This is a genomic window from Mesorhizobium sp. M1399, from assembly GCF_040317735.1.
In the GTDB taxonomy this organism is placed as follows: Bacteria; Pseudomonadota; Alphaproteobacteria; order Rhizobiales; family Rhizobiaceae; genus Mesorhizobium.
In genome coordinates, this window is sequence record NZ_JAMYKZ010000021.1 from 1 (window position 1) to 20,798 (window position 20,798).

Sequence of the window (20,798 nt, forward strand, 5' to 3'; positions counted from 1 at the left end):
CAATAGAGATCGACCATCGCCCGTCCCATCGCGACCAGCTCCCGCACGCCGGGTAGGTTCTCCAGCCGGCACAGCGTCGATTGCGACGCCAGATCCCGACCCGACGGCAGCGCATCCTGGGCCATCTTGAAGACCGGATCGCGGCGCAGCCGGTTGGCGTCGTTGCCGTCCTCGTAGCCGGCGGCGATCATCTTCATGCGAAAGCCGATCATGTCCGCCAGGCTGTGGACGACCTGGTCCGGGCAGCGCGGATCGTCGATGCAACGCGCCAGACGCTCGGCCACCCGCAACCGCTTTTCCACCTCGGCCAAGGCCAGAACGCCGCTGTTGGACGACAGCATGCCGCCGTCGAAACGGGCGACGACGGACTTGCCGCCGACTGATGACAAACCGCTCAGCGGCAGCGCAAGATCGTTCATGGTGGGTGTGGTCTCCGGGAAATGGTTCGGATCGGCTTAAGCAACCAAATCCTACGTCATTTCAACGATCAGATCCCGAGCAGCCAGCCAGTATTCGACCGTCGCTGGCGCCTCCGCCCACTGAGGCCTTGTGCTTCCTCCAGCGAGTCAAGCCGATCACCATGCGTGTCGCCAGTTCTGGTGCTCACCCACGTGCCATTTGCGATCTTGTGTCGGTGAGAGCACCGCAAGCACCTCCCCTGCTAGAGGGCAAGGCGGCTTGCGTCGCCCGTGTTGTTACTATTCTTCGCTGTGATCGGAGTTTTTTTGTGGCTTCGGAATCGGGACATTCGGCTTTGCAAAAAAATAGGCCGTCGTGGTCGATCGTCACGCCCCCGAGTTCGGCGGCACGATGGAACGACAACGGCAGCGCAAGCTCCATTTGCGCGAGGGGCTCGTCCCTTCAACTACTTGATGCATTTGCGCTTTGCGTACCTCCGTGCATGTTGCTCGATGCCAGGCGGAGACCTCTGTCTAAAAGATCGCGCATCGATGCAACGCCCACGCGTAGATCGCCATCATCGCGGCGATCGCTTTGCCGGGATCGCCGCAGCCGTTTTCGAGCACGACAACCATGCCAGCGGTGTCGGCAGCGATGCGCATGCAAAAATTCACAGGTGCATTCTAGCCAAAATGCTAGCTGCCCAGCAAATGTCCGGCATTTCGCAAGGCCCCTAGGAAGAGACTGGCATGGCCGTTGGCATCGATCTTGGCCTGCATCGACAGGGGCATGCTGTGCCAGTTCTCCAAGGGCGCAGTGAAATGTGAGAACGTACCGTTGACGATGCAATGGTGGGTAACAAGGCCCTGTCTGTCCAACGCCAGCACGCCGATCTGGTCGCCCTGATATCGGATGGCTGCGACCCGCTGGACCCCCGCATCACCGTCGACCCGCACGTCGAAAAGCAGGATGCCGCGGCTCCTGGTGGCTACCTCGGCGGCCTTTTCAGCGAAGCTTAAGGAGAGCGAGCGGACGCTTTCGACGGCCAGCCGTAAAACCATCAAATCCAGTTCATCCACTGCCATAAGGTACCTGCGCGTAACACATGGGTGATAGCAATCGACCACACCGCTTGTTCACAGATGTCGGCTCACGACCGATCATTCAGGGTTTGCCGGTCAGTCCATTGACCGAGGGCGTGCTCCGGTTCGAACCGATCCTGAAGCGGAATGCGCTGGATCTACGGAACCCGAGGAGCAGGCCAGCCAAAGTTGCCGCGACATTCGATGTCGTGATCATTCCAGACATCTGCATCGGCGTCGCTGAACATCCCACTGGTAAGTCCGTTCTCTTGCGGCAAGCCCATCCTCGGGCCGTCTTGTACCTGAAACCCTCGCGGTGGCGTCCCTCGAAGCTCGGGACCGCCGGGCGCTTGATCGTCGAGAACTTTGTTTACGAAGGTCCGGACCTGCTGCAGAGCATATTCCGGTGCGCTCGCCTTTGAGCATTCCGCTGAAGCGTGACGTTTCGCTAGTCCGTGTTCCTTGCAGGCTCACCGCGAGGGCGCCTTGCACACAGCGGCACGTCAGCGCATGAAACTCGTCCCCCGTTCACTTCACAAAATGGATTTCCTGAAGTACTGGGAGCGCAGAGAAATCTCCGGTCGCAGCCTACCCGGTTAAAACAAGGACCCAACAATGAAGACTCTCGTCGTCTGCTCCGGCGGATTGGACTCCGTCACCCTTGCTCACAAGGTGGCAGCGGAGCACGAACTCGCCGGCCTCTTATCTTTCGATTACGGCCAACGGCATAGGAAGGAATTGGGCTTCGCCGCCCTTTGTGCGGAGCGACTGAGCGTCCCGCACCGCATCATCGACATCCACGAGATCGGCGGCGGCCTTTCCGGCTCCGCGCTGACCGATAATGTGGACGTGCCCGACGGGCACTACGCCGAAGACACGATGAAGGTCACGGTGGTGCCGAACCGGAACGCCATCATGTTGGCCATTGCCTTCGGCTTCGCCGCAGCGCACGACGCTGACGCGGTGGCGACGGCCGTGCATGGTGGGGATCATTTCATTTATCCCGACTGCCGTCCGGCCTTCATCGACGCTTTCCAGATGATGCAGGACCATGCGCTCGACGGCTACGCGAAGATTCGCATTTATGCACCCTATGTGAATCTCACGAAGGCGGACATTGTTAGGAATGGAGCAGCATACGGCACGCCATTTGCGCAGACCTGGTCCTGCTACAAGGGCGCCGAGCGTCACTGCGGGAGGTGCGGGACCTGTGTCGAGCGGCGCGAGGCGTTTCATCTCTCTGGGCAGCCGGACCCCACCGACTACGAGGACTCCGACTTCTGGCTCGATGCGCTGCGAAGGAGGACCGCGTAATGTTCCGCATCACCAAGGAATTCCACTTCTCAGCCTCGCATCAGCTCACCTCGTTGCCACCCGATCACCAATGCGCGCGCCTGCACGGGCATAACTACATCGTTGAAGTAGAGCTTTCAGCGAATGGACTGAACGAGAACGGCTTCGTGCGCGACTATCACGATTTGGCGCCATTCAAACGCTACATCGACGAGAGCTTCGACCACCGACATCTCAACGACGTGCTGGGACATGAGCAAGTCACGGCGGAATATCTGGCCAGACATTTTTATGAATGGTGCAAGGCACGCCTGCCCGAAACCTCGGCCGTGCGGGTGAGCGAAACGCCGAAAACCTGGGCGGAATACCGGTCATGACCGATACGCATCCCGCAATCCGCGTGAGTGAGATTTTCGGGCCGACGATCCAGGGCGAGGGCGTGCTCATCGGTTTGCCGACGGTCTTCGTCAGAACCGGCGGGTGTGACTATCGCTGTTCCTGGTGCGACAGCCTGCATGCGGTGGACAATCAATTCCGCCATGAATGGGAGATGATGTCCATTGCCGCGGTGTGGCAAAACGTGCTTGCGCTTTCCGGTGGCCGCCCGCTCATGGTATCGCTGTCAGGCGGCAATCCGGCCATCCAGCCGCTCGGCGCGCTCATCGAGCGAGGCCATGGTGAAGGTTACCGTTTTGCGCTGGAAACCCAAGGTTCGGTGGCCAGAGACTGGTTTGCCGACCTTGACGTGCTAGTCCTCAGCCCAAAGCCGCCGTCAAGCCAAATGACGACCGATTGGGCCGCTTTCGACGCCTGCCTCCAGGCGGCACAAGGCAGGCCGCAAGTCGTGCTCAAGCTCATTGTTTTCGACGAAAGGGACTACGCCTACGCGAAAGACGCCGCTGCGAGATTTCCTCGACTTCCGATCTATCTGCAACCCGGCAATCACACGCCGCCACGCCTCGCAAATGAAGACGCGCCTGTCGACCTTGACGGAATATTGAAGCGGATGGAGTGGCTGGTTGATAGCGTGACCCGCGACAGGTGGTTCGAAGCCCGTGTGCTGCCGCAGCTGCACGTTATGCTCTGGGGTAACAAGAGAGCTGTGTAGCCTAGGCCCGCTTTTCACTGAAACTGCGCCGGCGGATATTCGGGTGGACGGGTTGTCCCACGCTTGACGGCGCTGCCGGGGTGCTTGCGGACTTCTGCCACCGGCACCAAGAGCGTGGCCAGCCGCTTACGACTCGGAATGTTGCCGAGGCTCCGTTTCGACGGGCGTCGGCCTGGCGCGAACCAATCATAGGTTAGCGCGAGCCACGGGTGGATAGTGGGGTGGTGCGATGCGGCGGCGCCTGCTGCAGCTGGCACGGTCCTTGCGGATTCTTGTTGCAAGGCCGAAGAGAGCTGTCGGCCGACAACCATGATCTGGCCAGGACGATTGTCGACTGCTTCCGCTACAGAAAAGAGGCCGGACTCGACGTGCCGCTTCAGGGACTGCGAAATGGAATACGGCGCCGGAAGGCACGACCGGACGATATCGTCACTATGCCAAGACGCGTCTGGTCCGCTCCGAATCCTGTTTCGACACGACGGTCGCCGATCAACAGTGAAAAACATAGCGCAATCGGTTCACGATCGACTGAGAACCATGACCGTTCCTCTGCGGTGCTCAGACTGCCGCTGAGTGCCTGGCCGTTCCACTTTCGAAATATTTGTCGAACTTTGCCGCGATGCTCCTGACAAAGGGCCGGCTTTCCGCAGGCACGACGAAGCGGTCACCATCAAGTTCAAGCAACCGCGCAGGATCTTGGAGGGCCGTGGAACTCGCTCGGACGAGAAGTCTTTGGCCGGCTTTGCCAAAGCGCTCCACCAGTACGATCGCCGAGAAGCCGAAGTCACACATCAGCCGCTCGATGATCCAGCCGCGAACACGGTCGTCTTCGGAAAGCGCAATGCCACGGACCGCAGCCAGCCCGCCGTTCTCGACCATGCGCCCATACTCGGCGGTCGAAGGCATGTTCTGTGCATAGCCCTGGCGAAACTGGCTGATGGACGATGGGCCGAGGCCGATCAATGTCTCGTAGCGGTCCTCGGTGTAGCCTTGGAAGTTCCGGTGCAGTGTTCCGGCGCGGGCGGCAAGCGCGAGGGCATCGCCCGGCTTGGCGAAATGATCGAGCCCGATTGCTTCGTATCCCTGGTCCATGATCGCCCGCGCCGCCAGTTGCGATTGGGCAAACCGCTCCTCTGGCCCTGGCAGCCACGCCTCGTCGATCATCGTCTGATGTTTCTTGAACCACGGCACATGGGCGTAGCCAAAAAGCGCGATCCGATCCGGTTCCAGGGTCAGTGCCTGCGCGACGGTGGAGGAGACACTCTCCCTGGTCTGGTGCGGCAAGCCGTAGAGCAGGTCCAGATTGACCGATTCGACGCCGCGCGAACGAACGCCATCAACAACCGTCTTGGTCTGCAAAAAGCTCTGCTCGCGGTTGATCGCTTTCTGCACCTTCGGGTCGAAATCCTGGACGCCGAGGCTCGCCCTTGTCATGCCGATTTCGGCAAGTGCATCGAGGCGGGCATCGTCCATATCGTTGGGTTCGATCTCAACGCTGATCTTTGCACCGGGGAGAAAGGTGAAGCTGTTGCGCAGGACGGTTCCCAGCGCCACCAGATCCTCCGGTTTGAGCATCGTTGGCGAACCGCCGCCGAAATGGACGGCACGCACGCGGCCCTTGCCTGCGACAAGACTGGAGACGGTTGCGATCTCGGCATGCAGTGAGCGCAGATATGTGGTCACTGGTTCGTAGTGACGTGTCTGCTTGGTGTGGCAAGCGCAGAACCAGCAAAGCTTGTCGCAATACGGGATGTGCAGATAGAGCGAGATCTCATCGCCATCGTTGAGCGCCTGCAGCCAGCCACGACAAATTGCAGCATCAATGCCTGTATGAAAATGCGGCGCTGTCGGATAACTGGTATAGCGCGGGACGTTCTCGCCAAGTCTGGCAGCTAGCTCCAGTCGCATGTCGTGGTCCACCGTGTTTGCGTCGCCGGCACTGTGGATGCTTGGATGAGCCTAAGCCCTGATTTCGATCAACCTTCAGCACGGACAAACTGCCGCAAGGATTTTTCTACCGTCGATTGCTATCCTGCCCGCACTGGACCGGTAGAGCAATCGAATGACATTACGGCAGGACATTCACAGTTCCGGCATTCCCGTTCTTTGCCTGTCTTGCGAGGCACGGCACCACGGTGTCTGTGGTGCGCTCGAACCAGACCATTTGGCTCAGCTCGCCAAGACGTCGTCGCGGCACAATATCGAGCCGGGGGTCGAACTGATCGGCGACGCCGAGGCGGTCGACTGTTATTCAAACGTGCTTTCAGGCGTGGTGAAGCTCACGAAGAGCCTTTCGGACGGCCGCCAGCAGATCGTCGGTCTCCAGTTCGCGCCGGATTTTCTGGGACGGCCCTTCAAGATGAAAAGCACGATCAATGCGGAAGCGGCAACAGCTGTCTCGCTATGCTCGTTTCCGAGAGCGGCCATCGAACGGATGATGAAGGAATCACCGGAATTTGTGCATCGCCTGCTCAAGCAGGCGCTGAACGAACTCGACGAGGCACGCGAATGGATGGTGACTCTGGGGCGCAAGACCGCACCGGAGAAGGTGGCGAGCTTTCTCCTCATGATCGCCCGGAACATCGGTTCCAGTGTTGACCCGGCGGCTAGGTCGGCGTGCTTCGAGCTGCCGATGACGCGTGCCGACATCTCTGATTTCCTTGGAATTACAAACGAGACCGTGAGCCGTCAGCTGACCAGCCTGAGAATGGACGGCGTGATTCGGATCGAGAACAACCGCCGTGTCACCGTGGACAGCATGAGCCGGCTGGAACGGCGCTGCGGCGGCCGAGGCGCAACCGCCGTTTGAATGACACCGAAGCTGCATGGCCTACGTCACTTACTTCGTTCGGGGCAGGGCATGCTCGCGTTGGGCGTTAGAAGAAGTCGCATAGCGACAGCCCGCTCTCCATCCGATCGCATGAGCCAGGTGCGTTTCGGCCAACTCGTCGGAGAAGCATCCATCCTCGACGTGCTCGACGTGCAACCGGCTGTTCCAGGCAGGATTGCACTCGGCCGAAGTCAAGACGCCTCATACGCAGGGGAAAATCGCCGTCTCCCCGAACCATGAATGTCACGAAGGCAGCGCAACGCTGGCGCTGGCTGTCCCAAGGCATTGAAACGATCGACGTTCGGCAAGGCATCGGCCTACTTTCCAGCGTCACAGAAGGCGCGCTTCCCCACACGCCCGCGATCGCCTCCATACCCGGCCCGACCGGGGACGCCGGGCCTGTCGATTAGGCGTGGCGGCCGGTGGTGCGCTTCCAAATTCGATCGCCACAGTCTGATCGCACCGAACTCGATGCTGCTCGAAGCAAAATCGTGCGGCTCTGACATGGATCAGGGCGAGCAGGCCACGGCTGCGCAATAAGGCACTGCGGTTTGGCGCCCGCCGGAATTGGAAATCGGGGCTTGCGATGAAATTCGGCACAGAGATCGTCCTTCTAAGCCTGTTTGCGTTTGCGGCCCTGGTGGCTGCCGGCTTCGGCGTAGATGAACCTTTTCGCCGGCATATGTGGGTTTTGTTCTTCGCCGTGGCTGGCTTCACTGCGATTCTGTTGCGCAACACGGAGTTCAAGCCGGCAGTTCCGATCGACCCCGCCGCTTACATGGATGGGCCGATCCGCTTCGGTGCCGTCGCCACCGTATTCTGGGGCGTCGTCGGCATGCTGGTCGGCGTGGTCATCGCCCTGCAGCTCGCCTACCCCGATCTCAACATCCAGCCCTGGTTCAATTTCGGCCGTTTGCGGCCATTGCATACGTCGGGCGTCGTCTTCGCCTTCGGCGGCAATGCGCTGCTCTGCACGTCCCTGTATGTCGTCCAGCGCACCTGCCGCGCTCGGCTGTTCGGCGGCGATCTCGGCTGGTTCGTGTTCTGGGGCTATCAGCTGTTCATCGTCATGGCGGCAACCGGCTACCTGCTCGGCATCACCGAGAGCCGCGAATACGCCGAGCCCGAATGGTATGTGGACCTGTGGCTGACCATTGTCTGGGTCGCCTATCTCATCCTGTTCCTCGGCACGATCCTAAAGCGCAAGGAACCGCACATCTATGTCGCCAACTGGTTCTACCTTGCCTTCATCGTCACCATCGCAATGCTGCATGTGATCAACAACCTGTCGATGCCGGTCTCCTTCCTGGGCTCCAAGAGCTATTCAGTCTTCTCCGGCGTACAGGACGCCCTGACGCAATGGTGGTACGGCCACAATGCCGTCGGCTTCTTCCTCACCGCCGGCTTCCTCGGGATGATGTATTATTTCGTGCCCAAGCAAGCCAACCGACCGGTCTATTCCTACCGGCTGTCGATCATCCACTTCTGGGCTTTGATCTTTCTCTACATCTGGGCCGGTCCGCACCACCTCCACTACACCGCCCTGCCGGACTGGGCCCAGACGCTCGGCATGGTGTTCTCGATCATGCTCTGGATGCCCTCGTGGGGCGGCATGATAAACGGCCTGATGACGCTCTCGGGCGCCTGGGACAAGCTGCGCACCGACCCGATCATCCGTATGATGGTGATGGCCATCGCCTTCTACGGGATGTCGACCTTCGAAGGCCCGATGATGTCAATCAAGGCCGTCAACTCGCTCTCGCACTACACCGACTGGACCATAGGTCACGTCCATTCGGGCGCGCTCGGATGGGTTGGCATGATCTCGTTCGGCGCGATTTATTTCATGGTCCCGAAGTTATGGAATCGCGACCGGCTTTATTCGCTGCGGCTCGTCAACTGGCACTTCTGGCTGGCGACGCTTGGGATCGTCGTTTACGCCGCGGTGATGTGGGTCTCCGGCGTCATGCAGGGCCTGATGTGGCGCGAATACAACGAGCAGGGCTTCCTGGTCTACTCCTTCGCCGAAACCGTCGCCGCCATGCATCCCTACTACATCATGCGTGCCATCGGCGGCGCGATGTATCTGTCGGGCGCCCTCATCATGGCCTGGAACATCGCCATGACCATCCTCGGCTACCGGCGCGAGGAGGATCCGATGCCGCGCTCCATCCCCGCCCTCCAGCCTGTACGATCAGGAGCCAGAAAATGGGCCTGATGGACAGACACGCGGTCATCGAGAAGAACGCCACACTTCTTCTCCTCGGGTCCCTGCTGGTCGTGACAATCGGCGGCATCGTCGAGATCGCACCGCTCTTCTATCTCGACAACACGATCGAGAAGGTTGAAGGCATGCGCCCTTACTCGCCACTCGAACTGGTGGGGCGCAACATCTATGTGCGCGAGGGCTGCTACCTCTGCCATAGCCAGATGATCCGGCCGTTCCGTGACGAGGTCGAGCGCTATGGGCATTACAGCCTGGCGGCCGAGTCGATGTACGACCACCCGTTCCAGTGGGGCTCGAAGCGCACCGGGCCGGATCTCGCCCGGGTCGGCGACCGCTACTCGAACGGATGGCACGTCCAGCATCTCACCGAGCCGCGTTCGGTGGTGCCGGAATCGATCATGCCGAGCTACGCGTTCCTGAAGGACATGCCCATCGAGGTGAAGGATTTCTCGACGCATCTGATCGCCAACAGCCGTGTCGGTGTGCCCTATTCAGACGACATGATCGCTCATGCCAATGCCGATCTCATGGCGCAGGCCGATGCGAATGCCGACACATCCGGCCTGGAGAGACGCTATCCGAAAGCCAAGGTTGGGGACTTCGACGGCGATCCGCAGCAGGTCACCGAAATGGATGCGCTGGTCGCCTATCTCCAGATGCTCGGCACGCTGGTCGATTTCAGGACCTATGACGAAGCCGCCGGTTACCGCTGAGGAGAATGGCGATGACCTACAATTTCATGCGGGAATTTGCCGACAGCTGGGGCCTGCTTGCCATGGCGCTTTTCTTCCTCGGATGCGTTGCCTTTGCACTTCGTCCCGGCAGCCGAAGGCAAGCCGAGAGAGCCGCTCACATTCCTCTCAAGGACGACTGATCATGGGCAGCGAGCATATCGACGAGGTTTCGGGTATCTCGACGACCGGCCATGAGTGGGACGGCATCAAGGAACTCAACAACCCGCTTCCGCGCTGGTGGGTCATCACCTTCTACATCACCATTGCCTGGGCGATCGGCTACACCGTCGTCAATCCGGCATGGCCGATGCTGACTTCCGCGACCAGGGGTGTGCTGGGGTATTCGAGCCGCAGAGACGTCAAGAATGAACTGGCCGCGGCCGAAGTGGCCAAGGGTAAATTTGTGAATGCCATTCAGGCGAAGACCGTCTCCGAGATTACTGCCGACGATACGCTACGCGAATTCGCCGTCGCAGCAGGTAGCGCCGCGTTCAAGGTCAATTGCGTGCAGTGCCATGGCTCGGGCGCTCAAGGGTCCAAGGGTTTTCCCAACCTAAACGACGACGATTGGCTGTGGGGTGGCAACGCCGAACAGATCCAGCAGACGATTGCGCACGGCATCCGCTTCGCATCAGACCCGGATACGCGCCTGTCGGAAATGCCTGCTTTTGGCGACATCATCACGACGGATCAGATCAAGCAGGTCGGCGCCTATGTCGCAAGCCTCTCCGATCCTGTTCAGGACACAAGCCTGATCGAACTCGGCGCCAATGTTTTCGCCGAGAATTGTGCGGCCTGTCATGGTGAGAATGCAAAGGGCAACAGGGAGCTCGGCGCACCCGACCTGACCGACGCGATCTGGCTTTACGGGTCTGGCGAAACAGCCATCGCCGCGCAGGTCCGCGCCCCGAGGCATGGCGTCATGCCGGCCTGGATCGGGCGTCTCGGCGAGATCAAGGTCAAGGAACTCGCGGTCTATGTCCATTCGCTTGGCGGCGGAGAATAGGAACGCAAGCCTATTCTCGTCCTCCCCCCAACCGCCAAGCGACGAGGCCCGGCGCGAGCCGGGCCTCGGCATCATCCAGAAACCGATGGGTCGGGCTTCCGGCGAAATCGTCGCTGGTGACTGGAGCTTCTCGTGCTCGATAACACGCAAATAGAACGGCTCGAAGCCGATGCGGTCAACTCCGCCAAGACCCGCGAGCCGCTCTATGCCGCACGCAAGAAGATCTTCCCGAACCGGGCCTCTGGCAGTTTCCGCCGCTTCAAGTGGTCGGTGATGGCAATCACGCTGGGGATCTACTACCTGACGCCCTGGCTGCGGTGGGATCGCGGGCCATTTGCCCCGGACCAGGCCGTGCTGGTCGATCTTGCCAACCGCCGCTTCTATTTCTTCTTCATCGAGATCTGGCCGCAGGAATTCTACTATGTGGCCGGCCTTCTCGTGATGGCCGGCGTCGGTCTGTTCCTGATCACGTCGACTGTCGGCCGGGCCTGGTGCGGCTATACGTGCCCGCAGACCGTGTGGGTCGATCTGTTTCTGGTCGTCGAGCGAGCCATCGAGGGCGACCGCAACGCGCGCATGAAGCTCGATGCCGGGCCCTGGACGGCGCGCAAACTCGTGCTGCGAACATCGAAACACGCCATCTGGCTAGTCATAGGCGCGGCGAGCGGCGGCGCCTGGATCTTCTATTTCGCCTATGCGCCGACCTTGCTCGTCGAACTCTTCACCGGCACGGCAGCGCCTGTCGCCTACATCACCGTCGCTGTGCTCACAGCGACGACCTATACGTTCGGCGGGCTGATGCGCGAGCAGGTCTGCACCTATATGTGCCCGTGGCCGCGCATCCAGGCGGCCATGCTCGACGAAAGGTCGCTCACCGTCACCTATAATGACTGGCGCGGCGAACCGCGCTCGCGCCACGCCAAGAGGGTCCTTGCCGCCGGGCAGCCCGTCGGTGACTGCGTCGACTGCAATGCCTGTGTCGCGGTGTGCCCGATGGGGATCGACATTCGTGATGGCCAGCAGCTTGAATGCATCACCTGCGCGCTCTGCATCGATACCTGTGATGGTATCATGGACAAGCTCGGCAGGGAGCGCGGACTGATTTCCTATGCGACGCTGGCCGACTACAACGCCAATATGAGGCTGGCGACCCCGGGCGGCTCCGGTTCAGTCAACCCGTCACTGGTCAGGAGCGCTGACGGCCTGTTCTCCGACAAGGTGGCCCGTTTCCATATCCGCAAGATCTTTCGCCCGCGCACCTTCATCTACATGGGCGCCTGGTCGGCGGTCGGTCTCGCGCTGCTCTATTCGCTGCTGACCCGCGAACGGCTCGAATTGAATGTCCTGCACGATCGCAACCCGCAGTTCGTGACGCTGTCCGACGGTTCGATCCGCAACGGCTACACCGTCAAGCTGCTCAACATGATCCCCGAACCAAGAACGATCATTGTCACGATGCAGGGCCTGCATGGAGCCGAAATGAGCGTTGTCGGTATCGACCTGGCGGCGGATGGCTCCTTCGCCATCCCGGTCGAACCCGACCGGCTGAAGATGCTCAAGGTTTTCGTGCGTCAGCCGGCAGATCAGGTTCGGGGTGCAGCGCAAAGCTTCAAGTTCCGGGTCGAAAACAAGGCAACGTTCGAGTCGGACGAATACACGGCCACTTTCAACGCACCGGAGATCGCCAGATGAGCGACACCTCGCGACAATCCTGCGAATTCACCGGCAGGCATATGCTGTTCACCATCCTTGGCTTCTTCGGCGTGGTCATAGCGGTCAATCTGACGATGGCGACGCTCGCCAACACGAGCTGGACCGGCCTTGTCGTCGAAAACACCTATGTGGCGAGCCAGCAGTTCAACAAGAAGGCCGAGGAGGGGCGAGCTCAGGCAGCCCTCGGCTGGACTGGCAAACTGACCATCGCAGGCGGTGAGGTCCGCTACAGCCTCACCGATGCTGTCGGCAAGCCGGTTGCCTTGCATGGCGTCAAGGTGCTGTTTCGTCATCCCGCCTACGAGGCCGAGGACAAATCCGTCACTCTTGCCGCTGCCTCCGGTCAGATATTCGCCGCGCACCACATGCCCACGGATGGCGTCTGGATCGTCGAAATCGACGCCGATGCGAGCCTTGCGGAACCCTATCGCGACGTTCGCCGGATCATGATTTCTCACGGGGCGCTGCAATGAGCTGCTGCGCGCCAGGCGCCGAAATGGCATTGGACCTGGAAAAGGTCACACTGGTCCTGCCTTCTGGCCAGGAAATCAGACTGGCGAGCCGCTCGATCGGCGAAAATCTTCGCCAGACCGACCTCTCGGTGCCGGCTGTGCATTGTGCCGCCTGCATCCAGACGATCGAGACGGCGATCGGCAAGCTGGATCGCGTCGAAGGCGCTCGTGTCAATCTTTCAACGAAACGTGTTTCGGTCCGGTGGCGCGGCGACGAGGTTCCGCCATTCGTCGCCACACTTGGACGGCTGGGCTATGGCGCGCACCTGTTCGATCCCGAGGCTGACGGGAAGGACAGGACGCTCTCGGAACTGATCCGCGCCGTCGCGGTCGCCGGCTTTGCGGCGGCCAACATCATGCTGCTATCAGTCTCCGTCTGGTCCGGCGCGCAAGGCGCGACCCGCGACCTGTTCCATTGGGTCTCGGCCTTGATTGCCATTCCTGCGCTCGCTTTCGCCGGCGGCATCTATTTTCGCTCGGCCTGGAATGCGCTGCGCCACAGCCGCATGAACATGGACGTGCCGATCGCGGTCGGGGTATCGCTCGCTTACGCCATGAGCCTCTACGAGACGATCAACCATGGCGACCATGCTTATTTCGACGCGTCGGTGTCGCTGCTGTTCTTTCTGCTGATCGGCCGCACGCTGGATCACGTGATGCGGGAACGGGCGCGGACGGCCGTGAACGGACTGGCTCGGCTGGCGGCGCGCGGCGCCATGGTGCTGCGCGAGGATGGTTCGCGCGACTACTTGCCGGTTGGCGAGATCGAATCAGGAATGGAGCTCTTGATTGCGGCTGGCGAGAGGGTGCCCATCGACGGCAGGATCATTGGCGGGGCATCGGATCTCGACTGTTCCCTGGTTTCCGGGGAAAGCACGCCCAGAACGGTGGGCCCGGGGGCGCAGGTCCAGGCCGGTACACTCAATCTCACCGGTCCGCTGACCATCGAGGCGACGGCCGCCGCGAAGGATTCCTTCCTGGCCGAAATGGTTCGGCTGATGGAAGCGGCAGAGGGCGGCCGCGCCCGCCATCGCAGGATCGCCGATCGCGTCTCCGCGCTCTACGCCCCCGTGGTCCACCTCACCGCCTTTGTGACGTTCCTCGGCTGGATGGCGGCGACCGGCGACTGGCACCGGGCAATAACAATCGCGATCGCCGTTTTGATCATTACATGCCCGTGTGCGCTCGGTCTCGCCGTGCCGATCGTGCAGGTGGTCGCTGCGCGGCGGCTGTTTGAAAGCGGCGTCATGGTCAGGGACGGCTCCGCCATGGAGCGCCTGGCGGGGATCGACACGGCATTGTTCGACAAAACCGGCACGCTTACGCTCGGACTGCCCAGGCTGATCAATGCGCCGTCCATCGATCCGACGATGCTCGCCATGGCGGCCGAGATGGCAGCGCATTCCCGCCATCCCTTTTCGAAGGCAATCGCTGGCAATGCAGCCTTTGCCGGCCAGCCGAAACTCGCGTCCGTCAGCGAGCATCCGGGCTTCGGCATCGAAGCCATCGCCGAGGGCAGTACCTGGCGGCTGGGTCGCCGCGGATGGCGTGAGTGGAAAGCTCGGATCGGCGGCGAAGGCAAACAAGGCTATGGCGGAACCGTTCTGACGAAGGACGGGGTCATTGTCGCGACTTTCGATTTCGAGGATGAGCTGCGTGCCGATGCCAAGGCGGCCATCGAGCAACTGAACGGCGCCGGCGTGTCGGTGGAGATGCTGTCGGGCGACACAGAAGCTGCCTGCGGCGAAGTCGCGGAAGCACTGGGCGTCGAGCGCTTCGTTCCCTCGTTGCTTCCCTCCGGGAAGGTCGAACACATCGAAGCATTGACGCGAACTGGCCACAAGGTGATGATGGTCGGCGATGGGCTCAACGACACGCCTGCATTGGGCGCCGCACACGTTTCGATCGCTCCGGCCACGGCGGCGGATATCGGTCGCAACGCCGCGGATTTCGTGTTCCTGCGTAAAAGTCTTCTGGCGGTCCCACTTGCTTTAGACATTTCGCGGAAGGCCGGACGGCTGATCCGGCAGAACATCGCCATCGCGATCGTTTACAATGGCATCGCCGTGCCGGTCGCCATTCTGGGGCACGTTACGCCACTGATCGCGGCGGTCGCGATGTCCGCCTCGTCCCTCCTGGTCATCGGCAATGCGCTACGTCTGCAAGGTTTCGTGTCAAATGCATCGGTGCAAGATGCCCGACATGACAGGCGCTCGGACATTGGCGCACTGGAACAATCCTCATGACGACGCTCGCCTACCTCATACCTGTGGCCCTGTTCCTCGGAGCGCTTGGGCTGGCGGGGTTCCTGTGGGCCTTGAGGAGCGGCCAATATGAAGATCTCGATGGCGCCGCCGAGCGGATCCTGATCGACCGCGACGAGCCACGCAGTTGACCCAGCCTGCCCTGCGACGACTCGCTCGAATATTTTCCGCGGTTGCTTCGCGTCATGCCGATTTCGGCGCGCGACGGGTGCGAACGGATCAGCCAGAATACGTTGCCGAACTTTCGGCCAGGAAAGGGCCGCACCGAACGGGAAGCCGGCCATTCCATGATGACCTGACCAGACCATGGTGTGGCGGTCGACCAGTCGACCGTGAACCCGCCGTTGCCGCGTTTATCGAGCCTGGTTGATCCACATCAGGGTTATCTCTTCATAGGCATGGTTTCATTGAGCATTTTTGAACGGAGAACGGATGTCTAACGGACGGTTAGGTCGCGTGGAGACGCTTGGGGAGATGAGCCGCAAACCGTGGATCGATTGCGATGCGTTCCAGTGCCCTTCGTCGCAGATAGCCGACGCAATGGCGGCACGCTGATGGCCGGCTCTGTCGATAGATTCGACGTTATTGTGGTCGGAGCCGGGCCGGTCGGACTTTCCTTCGCCGCGTCGCTTGCCCAGAGCCGACTCAAGGTGGCAGTGGTTGAACGGCAGTCGCTCGAAAGCCTGGCGAATCCGGCTTTCGACGGTCGCGAGATCGCGCTGACCCACGCATCGGTTGGAATCCTTCGCGAGCTCGGCGCCTGGGATGCCATCCCCGCTTCGGACAAATCACCGCTACAAGGCGCGCGCGTGCTCAACGGATCGAGCCCTTTCGCCCTGAGCTTCGATTCTCCCAGCGGATCTGGGGAACCACTCGGAATTCTGGTCCCAAATTGTCGGATCCGCGACGCCCTGTTCAAGCTTGTCCACTTCCAGGATCATGCCCAGCTGCTGTGCGGCCGCTCGGTCGTCAATGCAACAACCAGCCACAAAGAAGCAGTCATAACGCTCTCTGATGGCAGGCAATTGGCCGCTCGGCTGCTCGTTGCAGCGGATTCGCGTTTGTCCGCGACGCGCGACCTGCTCGGCATTGGCGCCGACATCAATCGGCTTGGCAACTCCATGCTGATTTGCCGAGTGAGGCACGAGCGCGCCCATCACCAGATCGCGGTCGAATGGTTCGATCACCATCAGACGATAGCGATGTTGCCGCTCATGGAAGGCGTGTCGTCGCTGCTTCTCACGTTGCGCTCAAGCGAGGCCGACAGACTGCTTGCTCTCGACGACGATTTGTTCCTCATGGAATCGACGAGCCGGTGTCGAGGACGCTTCGGAGAGATGACCTTGGCAAGCACCCGCCATGCCTATCCGCTGGTCACGACCTGGGCGCACAAGTTCTGGGCTCCGAGTGCGGCACTGATCGGCGATGCTGCCCTCGGCATGCACCCGGTGACCGCGCATGGCTGCAACATCGGCCTCAGTGGCCAGAAGCAACTCGCCGATAGAATCCTGGCGGCATGTCGCGAGCGCCGCGACATTGCTGATCCCGACATGCTCGGCAGATACGAAAGCCGGCTGCGTCTGTCGGCGGCACCGCTCTATCATGCTACGAATGCACTTGTCGCTCTCTACTCAGGCGAGCACCCGGCGGCACGGCTTGCAAGACATGCAGGGCTTCGCTTTGCCCAATATCTTCCCTTTATCCGCCATGGCATTTCGGCCATGCTCAGGCGGTGAATCGCAGGCAGCGCTGCCGCTCTGGAACGCTATCTCGGCCCGGCTTCCTTTTGTCTCGCCGGGCGCGTTGATGCCGTTGGCAGGGCTGCTTCCATGGTGACGTTGCCGATCCTGGGATGATTCGGATCAAGGCACGCGTGCGGGCAAGAGCTCGATGATCAGACGGCAAGGCCAAGAGGCAGACGTGCGCCCCGAAGACATGGTGAGCACACTGGTTATCCCCGCTGGATAGTTAACCCGTCCTTCAGTGGGCCTGCGTAGGCTTGTCCTCGCGAACAACGATGGGAGCAAGCTGGTCCGTCCATGGCCCCGAAGAATGAAGACACGCTGGAGGCCAAAATCCGTCAGGATCAGCTTGCTGACCTGAGGGCCGGCCTCTTCGTGTCGATGCCGATAAGCGCTATCCTGTCAGGCCTGATTTGGGCGGTGCACGCCCTTTCTGGCAGCGGCTTTGCAGCTGCAATCTGGTTCCTGGTCGTCAATGCGATAAATGCCGCCCGCCTTGCACTCGCGCGTTATCAGCTAAAGGAAACGGGGCGCCATGACGGATTAGTGGGGGTTTTGCCGCGGCTTCGCTGGTTTGGCATCCTTGCTCTTCTGGCAGGGTTTGCCTGGTCCTTCCTGGCCGTCCTGACTGTTGGATACACGACACCTCAAGCACCGCTGCATCTGGTCATTCTGGCGGGCATTTCAGCTGGTGCGGTTACATACGGCAGTTCGTATGCCGCGGCGGCGATCAACTTCATCACACCTCCGCTCCTCATCACGGTGGGTTGCCTTTTGGCGAAAGGCAATTTTGAAGACTACATTCTGGCTTTTACCGTTCTGCTCTTCATGGGCGGCTTGGTTCGAGCTTCGTTTGTTGGGCAAGCACGGTTCCGCGAAGCGAGCCGCCTGAGGCATGAGGCCGAGCGGCTTGCGGCGGAGATGAAGGCCAGTTCCAGGCAGGACCACCTGACGGCCCTTCTCAACAGGCGTGGCCTCGAAGACGCTATCGGACGGTTCGAGACCGCGGATGGCCCCTTCGTGGCAATGCTGGTTGACCTGGACGGGTTCAAATCCGTCAACGATACCTACGGTCACAGGACCGGTGATGAACTGCTTGTCAGGATCGCCCGCCGCATAGAGGAGGAAGCACCGGAAGGCTCAACGCTCGCTCGTATCGGCGGCGATGAATTCGTGCTGTTTTTTCCCTCAACGAGGGTTTCGCTTTCTGCCAATGATCTCGCCTCCAATATCATAGCAAAAATTGCCCGCCCCTATATCGAGGTCGCGTCCGTCCGGGTCGGGGCGTCAATAGGAATATACCTGGCGGAAAGCCCGGGCCTGACCGAAATGTTGTTGCGGGCGGATATCGCCCTTTATACGGCCAAGCGTCGTGGCAGGAACGAATTTTGCCTGTTCGATGCCGAACTCGACAGGGAACTGCAACGCCGCCAGTCCGTCGAACGGGACCTTCATTCGGCGATAAAGACGAGAAGCTTGCAACCTTGGTTCCAGCCGATCGTGAAACTCGACACCGAGGCCGTGGTCGGCTTTGAAGCCTTGCTGAGGTGGTCCCATCCGACTCATGGTGCCATCTCTCCACCCGAAATCATCACAGCTGCACGCGAAACCGGTATGCTTCAGCTGCTGACGCAAACCGTCTTCGCCGACTGTTGTGCTTTTATCGACGGCTTGGTGAAAGCTGACTGTCGTGATCTCCGTGTGGCGATGAATGTTTCACCGCGCGAACTGGAAGCCGGCGATATCGACGACATGGTTCTGGATGGTCTGGCGGCAAGAGGTCTGCCTGAAACAATGTTCGAGATCGAGATTACCGAAGAATCCCCGGTGGACCCGGACAGAGTGGATGAAAAGCTCGGACGGCTTTCACATGCGGGCATTTCCATCGCGCTCGATGACTTCGGCACCGGCTTTTCTACGTTGGCATCGCTCAAGGACAGTCGGATACGCAAGGTCAAAATAGACCAGGGCTTCATTCGCGGCTTGGCCAAATCCCGAGAGGACCGACTGCTTGTCAAATCGGTCATCGATCTCGGTAACATGCTCGGGATCGAGGTCATGGCCGAGGGCGTCGAAACAGAGGCGGATCGGCAAACCCTGCACAAGCTTGGCTGCAGGACCGCTCAGGGCTTCCTGTTCTCCAAGGCGGTGCCTCTGAGCCAAGCACTGGAAATGGCAGTCAAACAGCACGCGAACCAGTTGTGACCGCTCCAGCCGCGCCGTCTCTCGCGGCCGTGCGCTCATGAATGGCGGGTATCTGAACTTCCTTGTTTGAAGAGCATGACAATCCGTGCTGTGCGTCAGCCGGCGAACAGTTCTTTGTAGCCAGTCGTCACCATCCAGTTCGCCCGGTCGATATGGCTGCGAAGAGCCTTGCGGGCGCGGACCGGTTCAAGGGCCGGGTCGATGCCGAGAATGAGATCAGCCATCTCCTCTTCGCTGGCATTGTCGGCGCAGGCATCCAGGATCCGCAGGTAGATCGTGAAATGCTCCCTGTCGTAGCTCGTGAGGTTCTCCGACCAGGGGACTTCATCGCACAGAGTTGAGTTTCGAGTCTCATCTGTTCCCATTGATCGATTCATGCCTGCGAACCTCGCCTGTTGAGCGCCCGCAGCATATCCCAAAATGGGATAATCCGAAACCGGGATTAGTCGCTGATCCGGTCTTTACCCGACCGGTTCGCCTACATGCCCAAATCTCTTCGCTCGCCCCGCCACCAGCGGTTTCTGGCCCAGCTGGTTTCCCTGCGCAAGGCCAAAGGCCTGACTCAGGCGCAGGTGGCCGAGAAGCTTGATCGTCCCCAATCCTTCGTGGCCAAGTACGAGGGTGGAGAGCGGCGTCTCGACGTCATCGAGTTTCTCGACTTAACTGCGGCGCTTGACGCTGATCCGTGCGAGATTCTGTCCAGCCTGCGGGCTAACGGGCGCCTGCGCGTCTAACGGCTCGCGCCGGTACCGTGAACCGAGCGTGCTTTTCTTCGGCAAGCTGCCATTCCGCTGCGGGTGGGTCTTTACCAACCCATGCCGATATAGGATGATAATCCTAGGTGGGGCGATTCCTCAACGGAGATCGCAATGGCTAGGACCAAACTTTCCAAGCAGCTTTCACAGGCTGAAATCGAGCGCTTTCTGGCGGAGGCGGAACGGCTGCACAAAAGCATCGTCCAGCCGCTTCTATCACCTACCAGCAACCATTACCTGGCTCTCCAGCGCACCCATGAAGCGCTGTTAAAGACGGTGAAGGATATCACGGGGAAGGATGCGCCGTTCATTCAATGGTTCGGAACAGGACCGGTGAATTAGACCCGACTTGTAGACTCTAGGCCGCAAACGTCGCATTCTCTCTTGGGAGGGAAGGGGCGTGGGCAACCATCGCTATCAGGACAACTCCTGGCTGGCATTCTTGCCTTCGAATCGACCCTGCCGCTGTCGGCTGCATCATCAAAGCCAATATAAGCCACAAACGGGCGAGCGCGTCTATCATGATCCCGGTCAGGAATATTACTGGGACACGCGCCTCAACCTGTTGAAAGGCGAGCGCTGGCTTTGTTCGTAGGAAGCCGCGCGCACGGCGGCGATGTCGTCGAGTTTCTCGACGTAATTGCGGCGCTTGACGATGATCCGTGCGAAAAATCTGTCCTGGCGGGCGCCCGCGCGCCTGACGACGCGCACCAGGTGCTCGTGAACCGAGCCCGCTTTTCTTCGGCAAGCTCAGGCGGTCTCGGCCATTTCGGCTTCGCCCCTTGGCGTGGGCAGCCCTTCGGGCTGAGACGGCCGCCGCCCTTGCGGGCGGCGCGGTTTGTCTGTTGGCCTTTCCCGGTGGCGCGGGGTGGGCGGCACTCCCTTCTAGGCCCGCCGCGGCAGCCCGCAACCCTTCGCGTGCCGCTCA

At 60.7% G+C, this 20,798-nt stretch carries 22 protein-coding genes; 16 read left to right on the forward strand and 6 right to left on the reverse strand.

Annotated elements, in window-relative coordinates; translation table 11 throughout:
• The 3 genes from NKH05_RS27770 to NKH05_RS27780 all read right to left on the reverse strand — a co-directional run.
• A partial coding sequence (locus NKH05_RS27770) for a transposase (protein WP_352741139.1) occupies positions 1–419 on the reverse strand: 419 nt, incomplete at its 3' end.
• A gap of 513 nt (positions 420–932) precedes the next feature.
• Complete coding sequence (locus tag NKH05_RS27775) at positions 933–1,061, reverse strand: hypothetical protein (RefSeq protein ID WP_352516155.1); 129 nt, start codon at positions 1,059–1,061, stop codon at positions 933–935.
• A 33-nt stretch (positions 1,062–1,094) separates the two neighbouring features.
• Positions 1,095–1,484, reverse strand: coding sequence for a hypothetical protein (locus tag NKH05_RS27780; protein ID WP_352516156.1), 390 nt, complete (start codon positions 1,482–1,484; stop codon positions 1,095–1,097).
• A gap of 612 nt (positions 1,485–2,096) precedes the next feature.
• Between NKH05_RS27780 and queC the strand changes: the two genes are divergently transcribed.
• Genes queC through queE form a run of 3 tightly spaced genes read left to right on the forward strand, consistent with a single transcriptional unit; the run spans position 2,097 to position 3,882 of the window.
• The gene (gene queC / locus NKH05_RS27785) at positions 2,097–2,795 is read left to right on the forward strand and encodes a 7-cyano-7-deazaguanine synthase QueC (RefSeq protein ID WP_023679622.1); all 699 of its coding nucleotides are present in this window, start codon (positions 2,097–2,099) and stop codon (positions 2,793–2,795) included.
• Positions 2,795–3,151: a 6-carboxytetrahydropterin synthase QueD gene (gene queD, locus NKH05_RS27790; protein WP_352876171.1), complete on the forward strand. Its 357-nt coding sequence runs from the start codon at positions 2,795–2,797 to the stop codon at positions 3,149–3,151. The genes queC and queD overlap by 1 nt, the downstream gene beginning before the upstream one ends.
• Positions 3,148–3,882, forward strand: a complete 735-nt coding sequence (queE, locus tag NKH05_RS27795; RefSeq protein WP_353026539.1) for a 7-carboxy-7-deazaguanine synthase QueE — start codon at positions 3,148–3,150, stop codon at positions 3,880–3,882. Before queD ends, queE begins: the two co-directional genes overlap by 4 nt.
• Before the next feature lie 558 nt (positions 3,883–4,440).
• Here queE and hemN read toward each other — a convergent pair.
• A complete protein-coding gene (gene hemN, locus NKH05_RS27800; RefSeq protein WP_353026541.1) occupies positions 4,441–5,790 on the reverse strand; it encodes an oxygen-independent coproporphyrinogen III oxidase in 1,350 nt (449 codons plus the stop codon).
• A 154-nt stretch (positions 5,791–5,944) separates the two neighbouring features.
• Between hemN and NKH05_RS27805 the strand changes: the two genes are divergently transcribed.
• From NKH05_RS27805 to NKH05_RS27855, 11 genes are all read left to right on the forward strand, one after another.
• On the forward strand, positions 5,945–6,691 hold the full coding sequence (locus NKH05_RS27805) for a Crp/Fnr family transcriptional regulator (RefSeq protein WP_352906282.1): 747 nt from the start codon (positions 5,945–5,947) through the stop codon (positions 6,689–6,691).
• A 607-nt stretch (positions 6,692–7,298) separates the two neighbouring features.
• On the forward strand, positions 7,299–8,930 hold the full coding sequence (gene ccoN / locus NKH05_RS27810; protein WP_353026543.1) for a cytochrome-c oxidase, cbb3-type subunit I: 1,632 nt from the start codon (positions 7,299–7,301) through the stop codon (positions 8,928–8,930).
• Entirely contained in the window at positions 8,921–9,652 is a 732-nt protein-coding gene (ccoO, locus tag NKH05_RS27815; protein WP_352541541.1) for a cytochrome-c oxidase, cbb3-type subunit II, read from the forward strand. Before ccoN ends, ccoO begins: the two co-directional genes overlap by 10 nt.
• An 11-nt stretch (positions 9,653–9,663) precedes the next feature.
• Positions 9,664–9,813, forward strand: coding sequence for a cbb3-type cytochrome c oxidase subunit 3 (locus NKH05_RS27820; protein WP_023679629.1), 150 nt, complete (start codon positions 9,664–9,666; stop codon positions 9,811–9,813).
• A gap of 2 nt (positions 9,814–9,815) precedes the next feature.
• Complete coding sequence (ccoP, locus tag NKH05_RS27825) at positions 9,816–10,679, forward strand: cytochrome-c oxidase, cbb3-type subunit III (protein ID WP_353026545.1); 864 nt, start codon at positions 9,816–9,818, stop codon at positions 10,677–10,679.
• Positions 10,680–10,811: 132 nt separating this feature from the next.
• Complete coding sequence (gene ccoG / locus NKH05_RS27830) at positions 10,812–12,371, forward strand: cytochrome c oxidase accessory protein CcoG (RefSeq protein WP_353026546.1); 1,560 nt, start codon at positions 10,812–10,814, stop codon at positions 12,369–12,371.
• Positions 12,368–12,865 carry a FixH family protein gene (locus tag NKH05_RS27835; RefSeq protein ID WP_353026548.1) on the forward strand — a complete coding sequence of 166 codons (498 nt, stop codon included), beginning with the start codon at positions 12,368–12,370 and terminating at the stop codon, positions 12,863–12,865. Before ccoG ends, NKH05_RS27835 begins: the two co-directional genes overlap by 4 nt.
• Positions 12,862–15,150, forward strand: a complete 2,289-nt coding sequence (locus NKH05_RS27840) for a cation-translocating P-type ATPase (RefSeq protein WP_353026549.1) — start codon at positions 12,862–12,864, stop codon at positions 15,148–15,150. Before NKH05_RS27835 ends, NKH05_RS27840 begins: the two co-directional genes overlap by 4 nt.
• A complete protein-coding gene (gene ccoS / locus NKH05_RS27845) occupies positions 15,147–15,299 on the forward strand; it encodes a cbb3-type cytochrome oxidase assembly protein CcoS (RefSeq protein WP_023679633.1) in 153 nt (50 codons plus the stop codon). Before NKH05_RS27840 ends, ccoS begins: the two co-directional genes overlap by 4 nt.
• Positions 15,300–15,722: 423 nt before the next feature.
• Positions 15,723–16,904 carry a 5-demethoxyubiquinol-8 5-hydroxylase UbiM gene (ubiM, locus tag NKH05_RS27850; RefSeq protein ID WP_353026613.1) on the forward strand — a complete coding sequence of 394 codons (1,182 nt, stop codon included), beginning with the start codon at positions 15,723–15,725 and terminating at the stop codon, positions 16,902–16,904.
• 303 nt (positions 16,905–17,207) lie between these two features.
• Positions 17,208–19,115 (forward strand): putative bifunctional diguanylate cyclase/phosphodiesterase, encoded by a 1,908-nt coding sequence (locus NKH05_RS27855; RefSeq protein WP_353026551.1) that lies wholly within the window; start codon positions 17,208–17,210, stop codon positions 19,113–19,115.
• Positions 19,116–19,210: 95 nt separating this feature from the next.
• Here the strand turns inward: NKH05_RS27855 and NKH05_RS27860 are convergent, their stop codons facing one another.
• The gene (locus NKH05_RS27860; RefSeq protein ID WP_084643020.1) at positions 19,211–19,492 is read right to left on the reverse strand and encodes a DNA -binding domain-containing protein; all 282 of its coding nucleotides are present in this window, start codon (positions 19,490–19,492) and stop codon (positions 19,211–19,213) included.
• A gap of 105 nt (positions 19,493–19,597) precedes the next feature.
• Here NKH05_RS27860 and NKH05_RS27865 point away from each other — a divergent pair, with 105 nt between their 5' ends.
• The gene (locus NKH05_RS27865) at positions 19,598–19,849 is read left to right on the forward strand and encodes a helix-turn-helix domain-containing protein (protein ID WP_023722035.1); all 252 of its coding nucleotides are present in this window, start codon (positions 19,598–19,600) and stop codon (positions 19,847–19,849) included.
• Positions 19,850–19,984: 135 nt separating this feature from the next.
• Entirely contained in the window at positions 19,985–20,212 is a 228-nt protein-coding gene (locus NKH05_RS27870) for a hypothetical protein (protein ID WP_023679647.1), read from the forward strand.
• A gap of 198 nt (positions 20,213–20,410) precedes the next feature.
• On the opposite strand, the gene NKH05_RS27875 is transcribed toward NKH05_RS27870, so the two are convergent.
• Positions 20,411–20,581 carry a hypothetical protein gene (locus NKH05_RS27875; protein WP_352974880.1) on the reverse strand — a complete coding sequence of 57 codons (171 nt, stop codon included), beginning with the start codon at positions 20,579–20,581 and terminating at the stop codon, positions 20,411–20,413.
• Between the last annotated feature and the right edge of the window lie 217 nt (positions 20,582–20,798).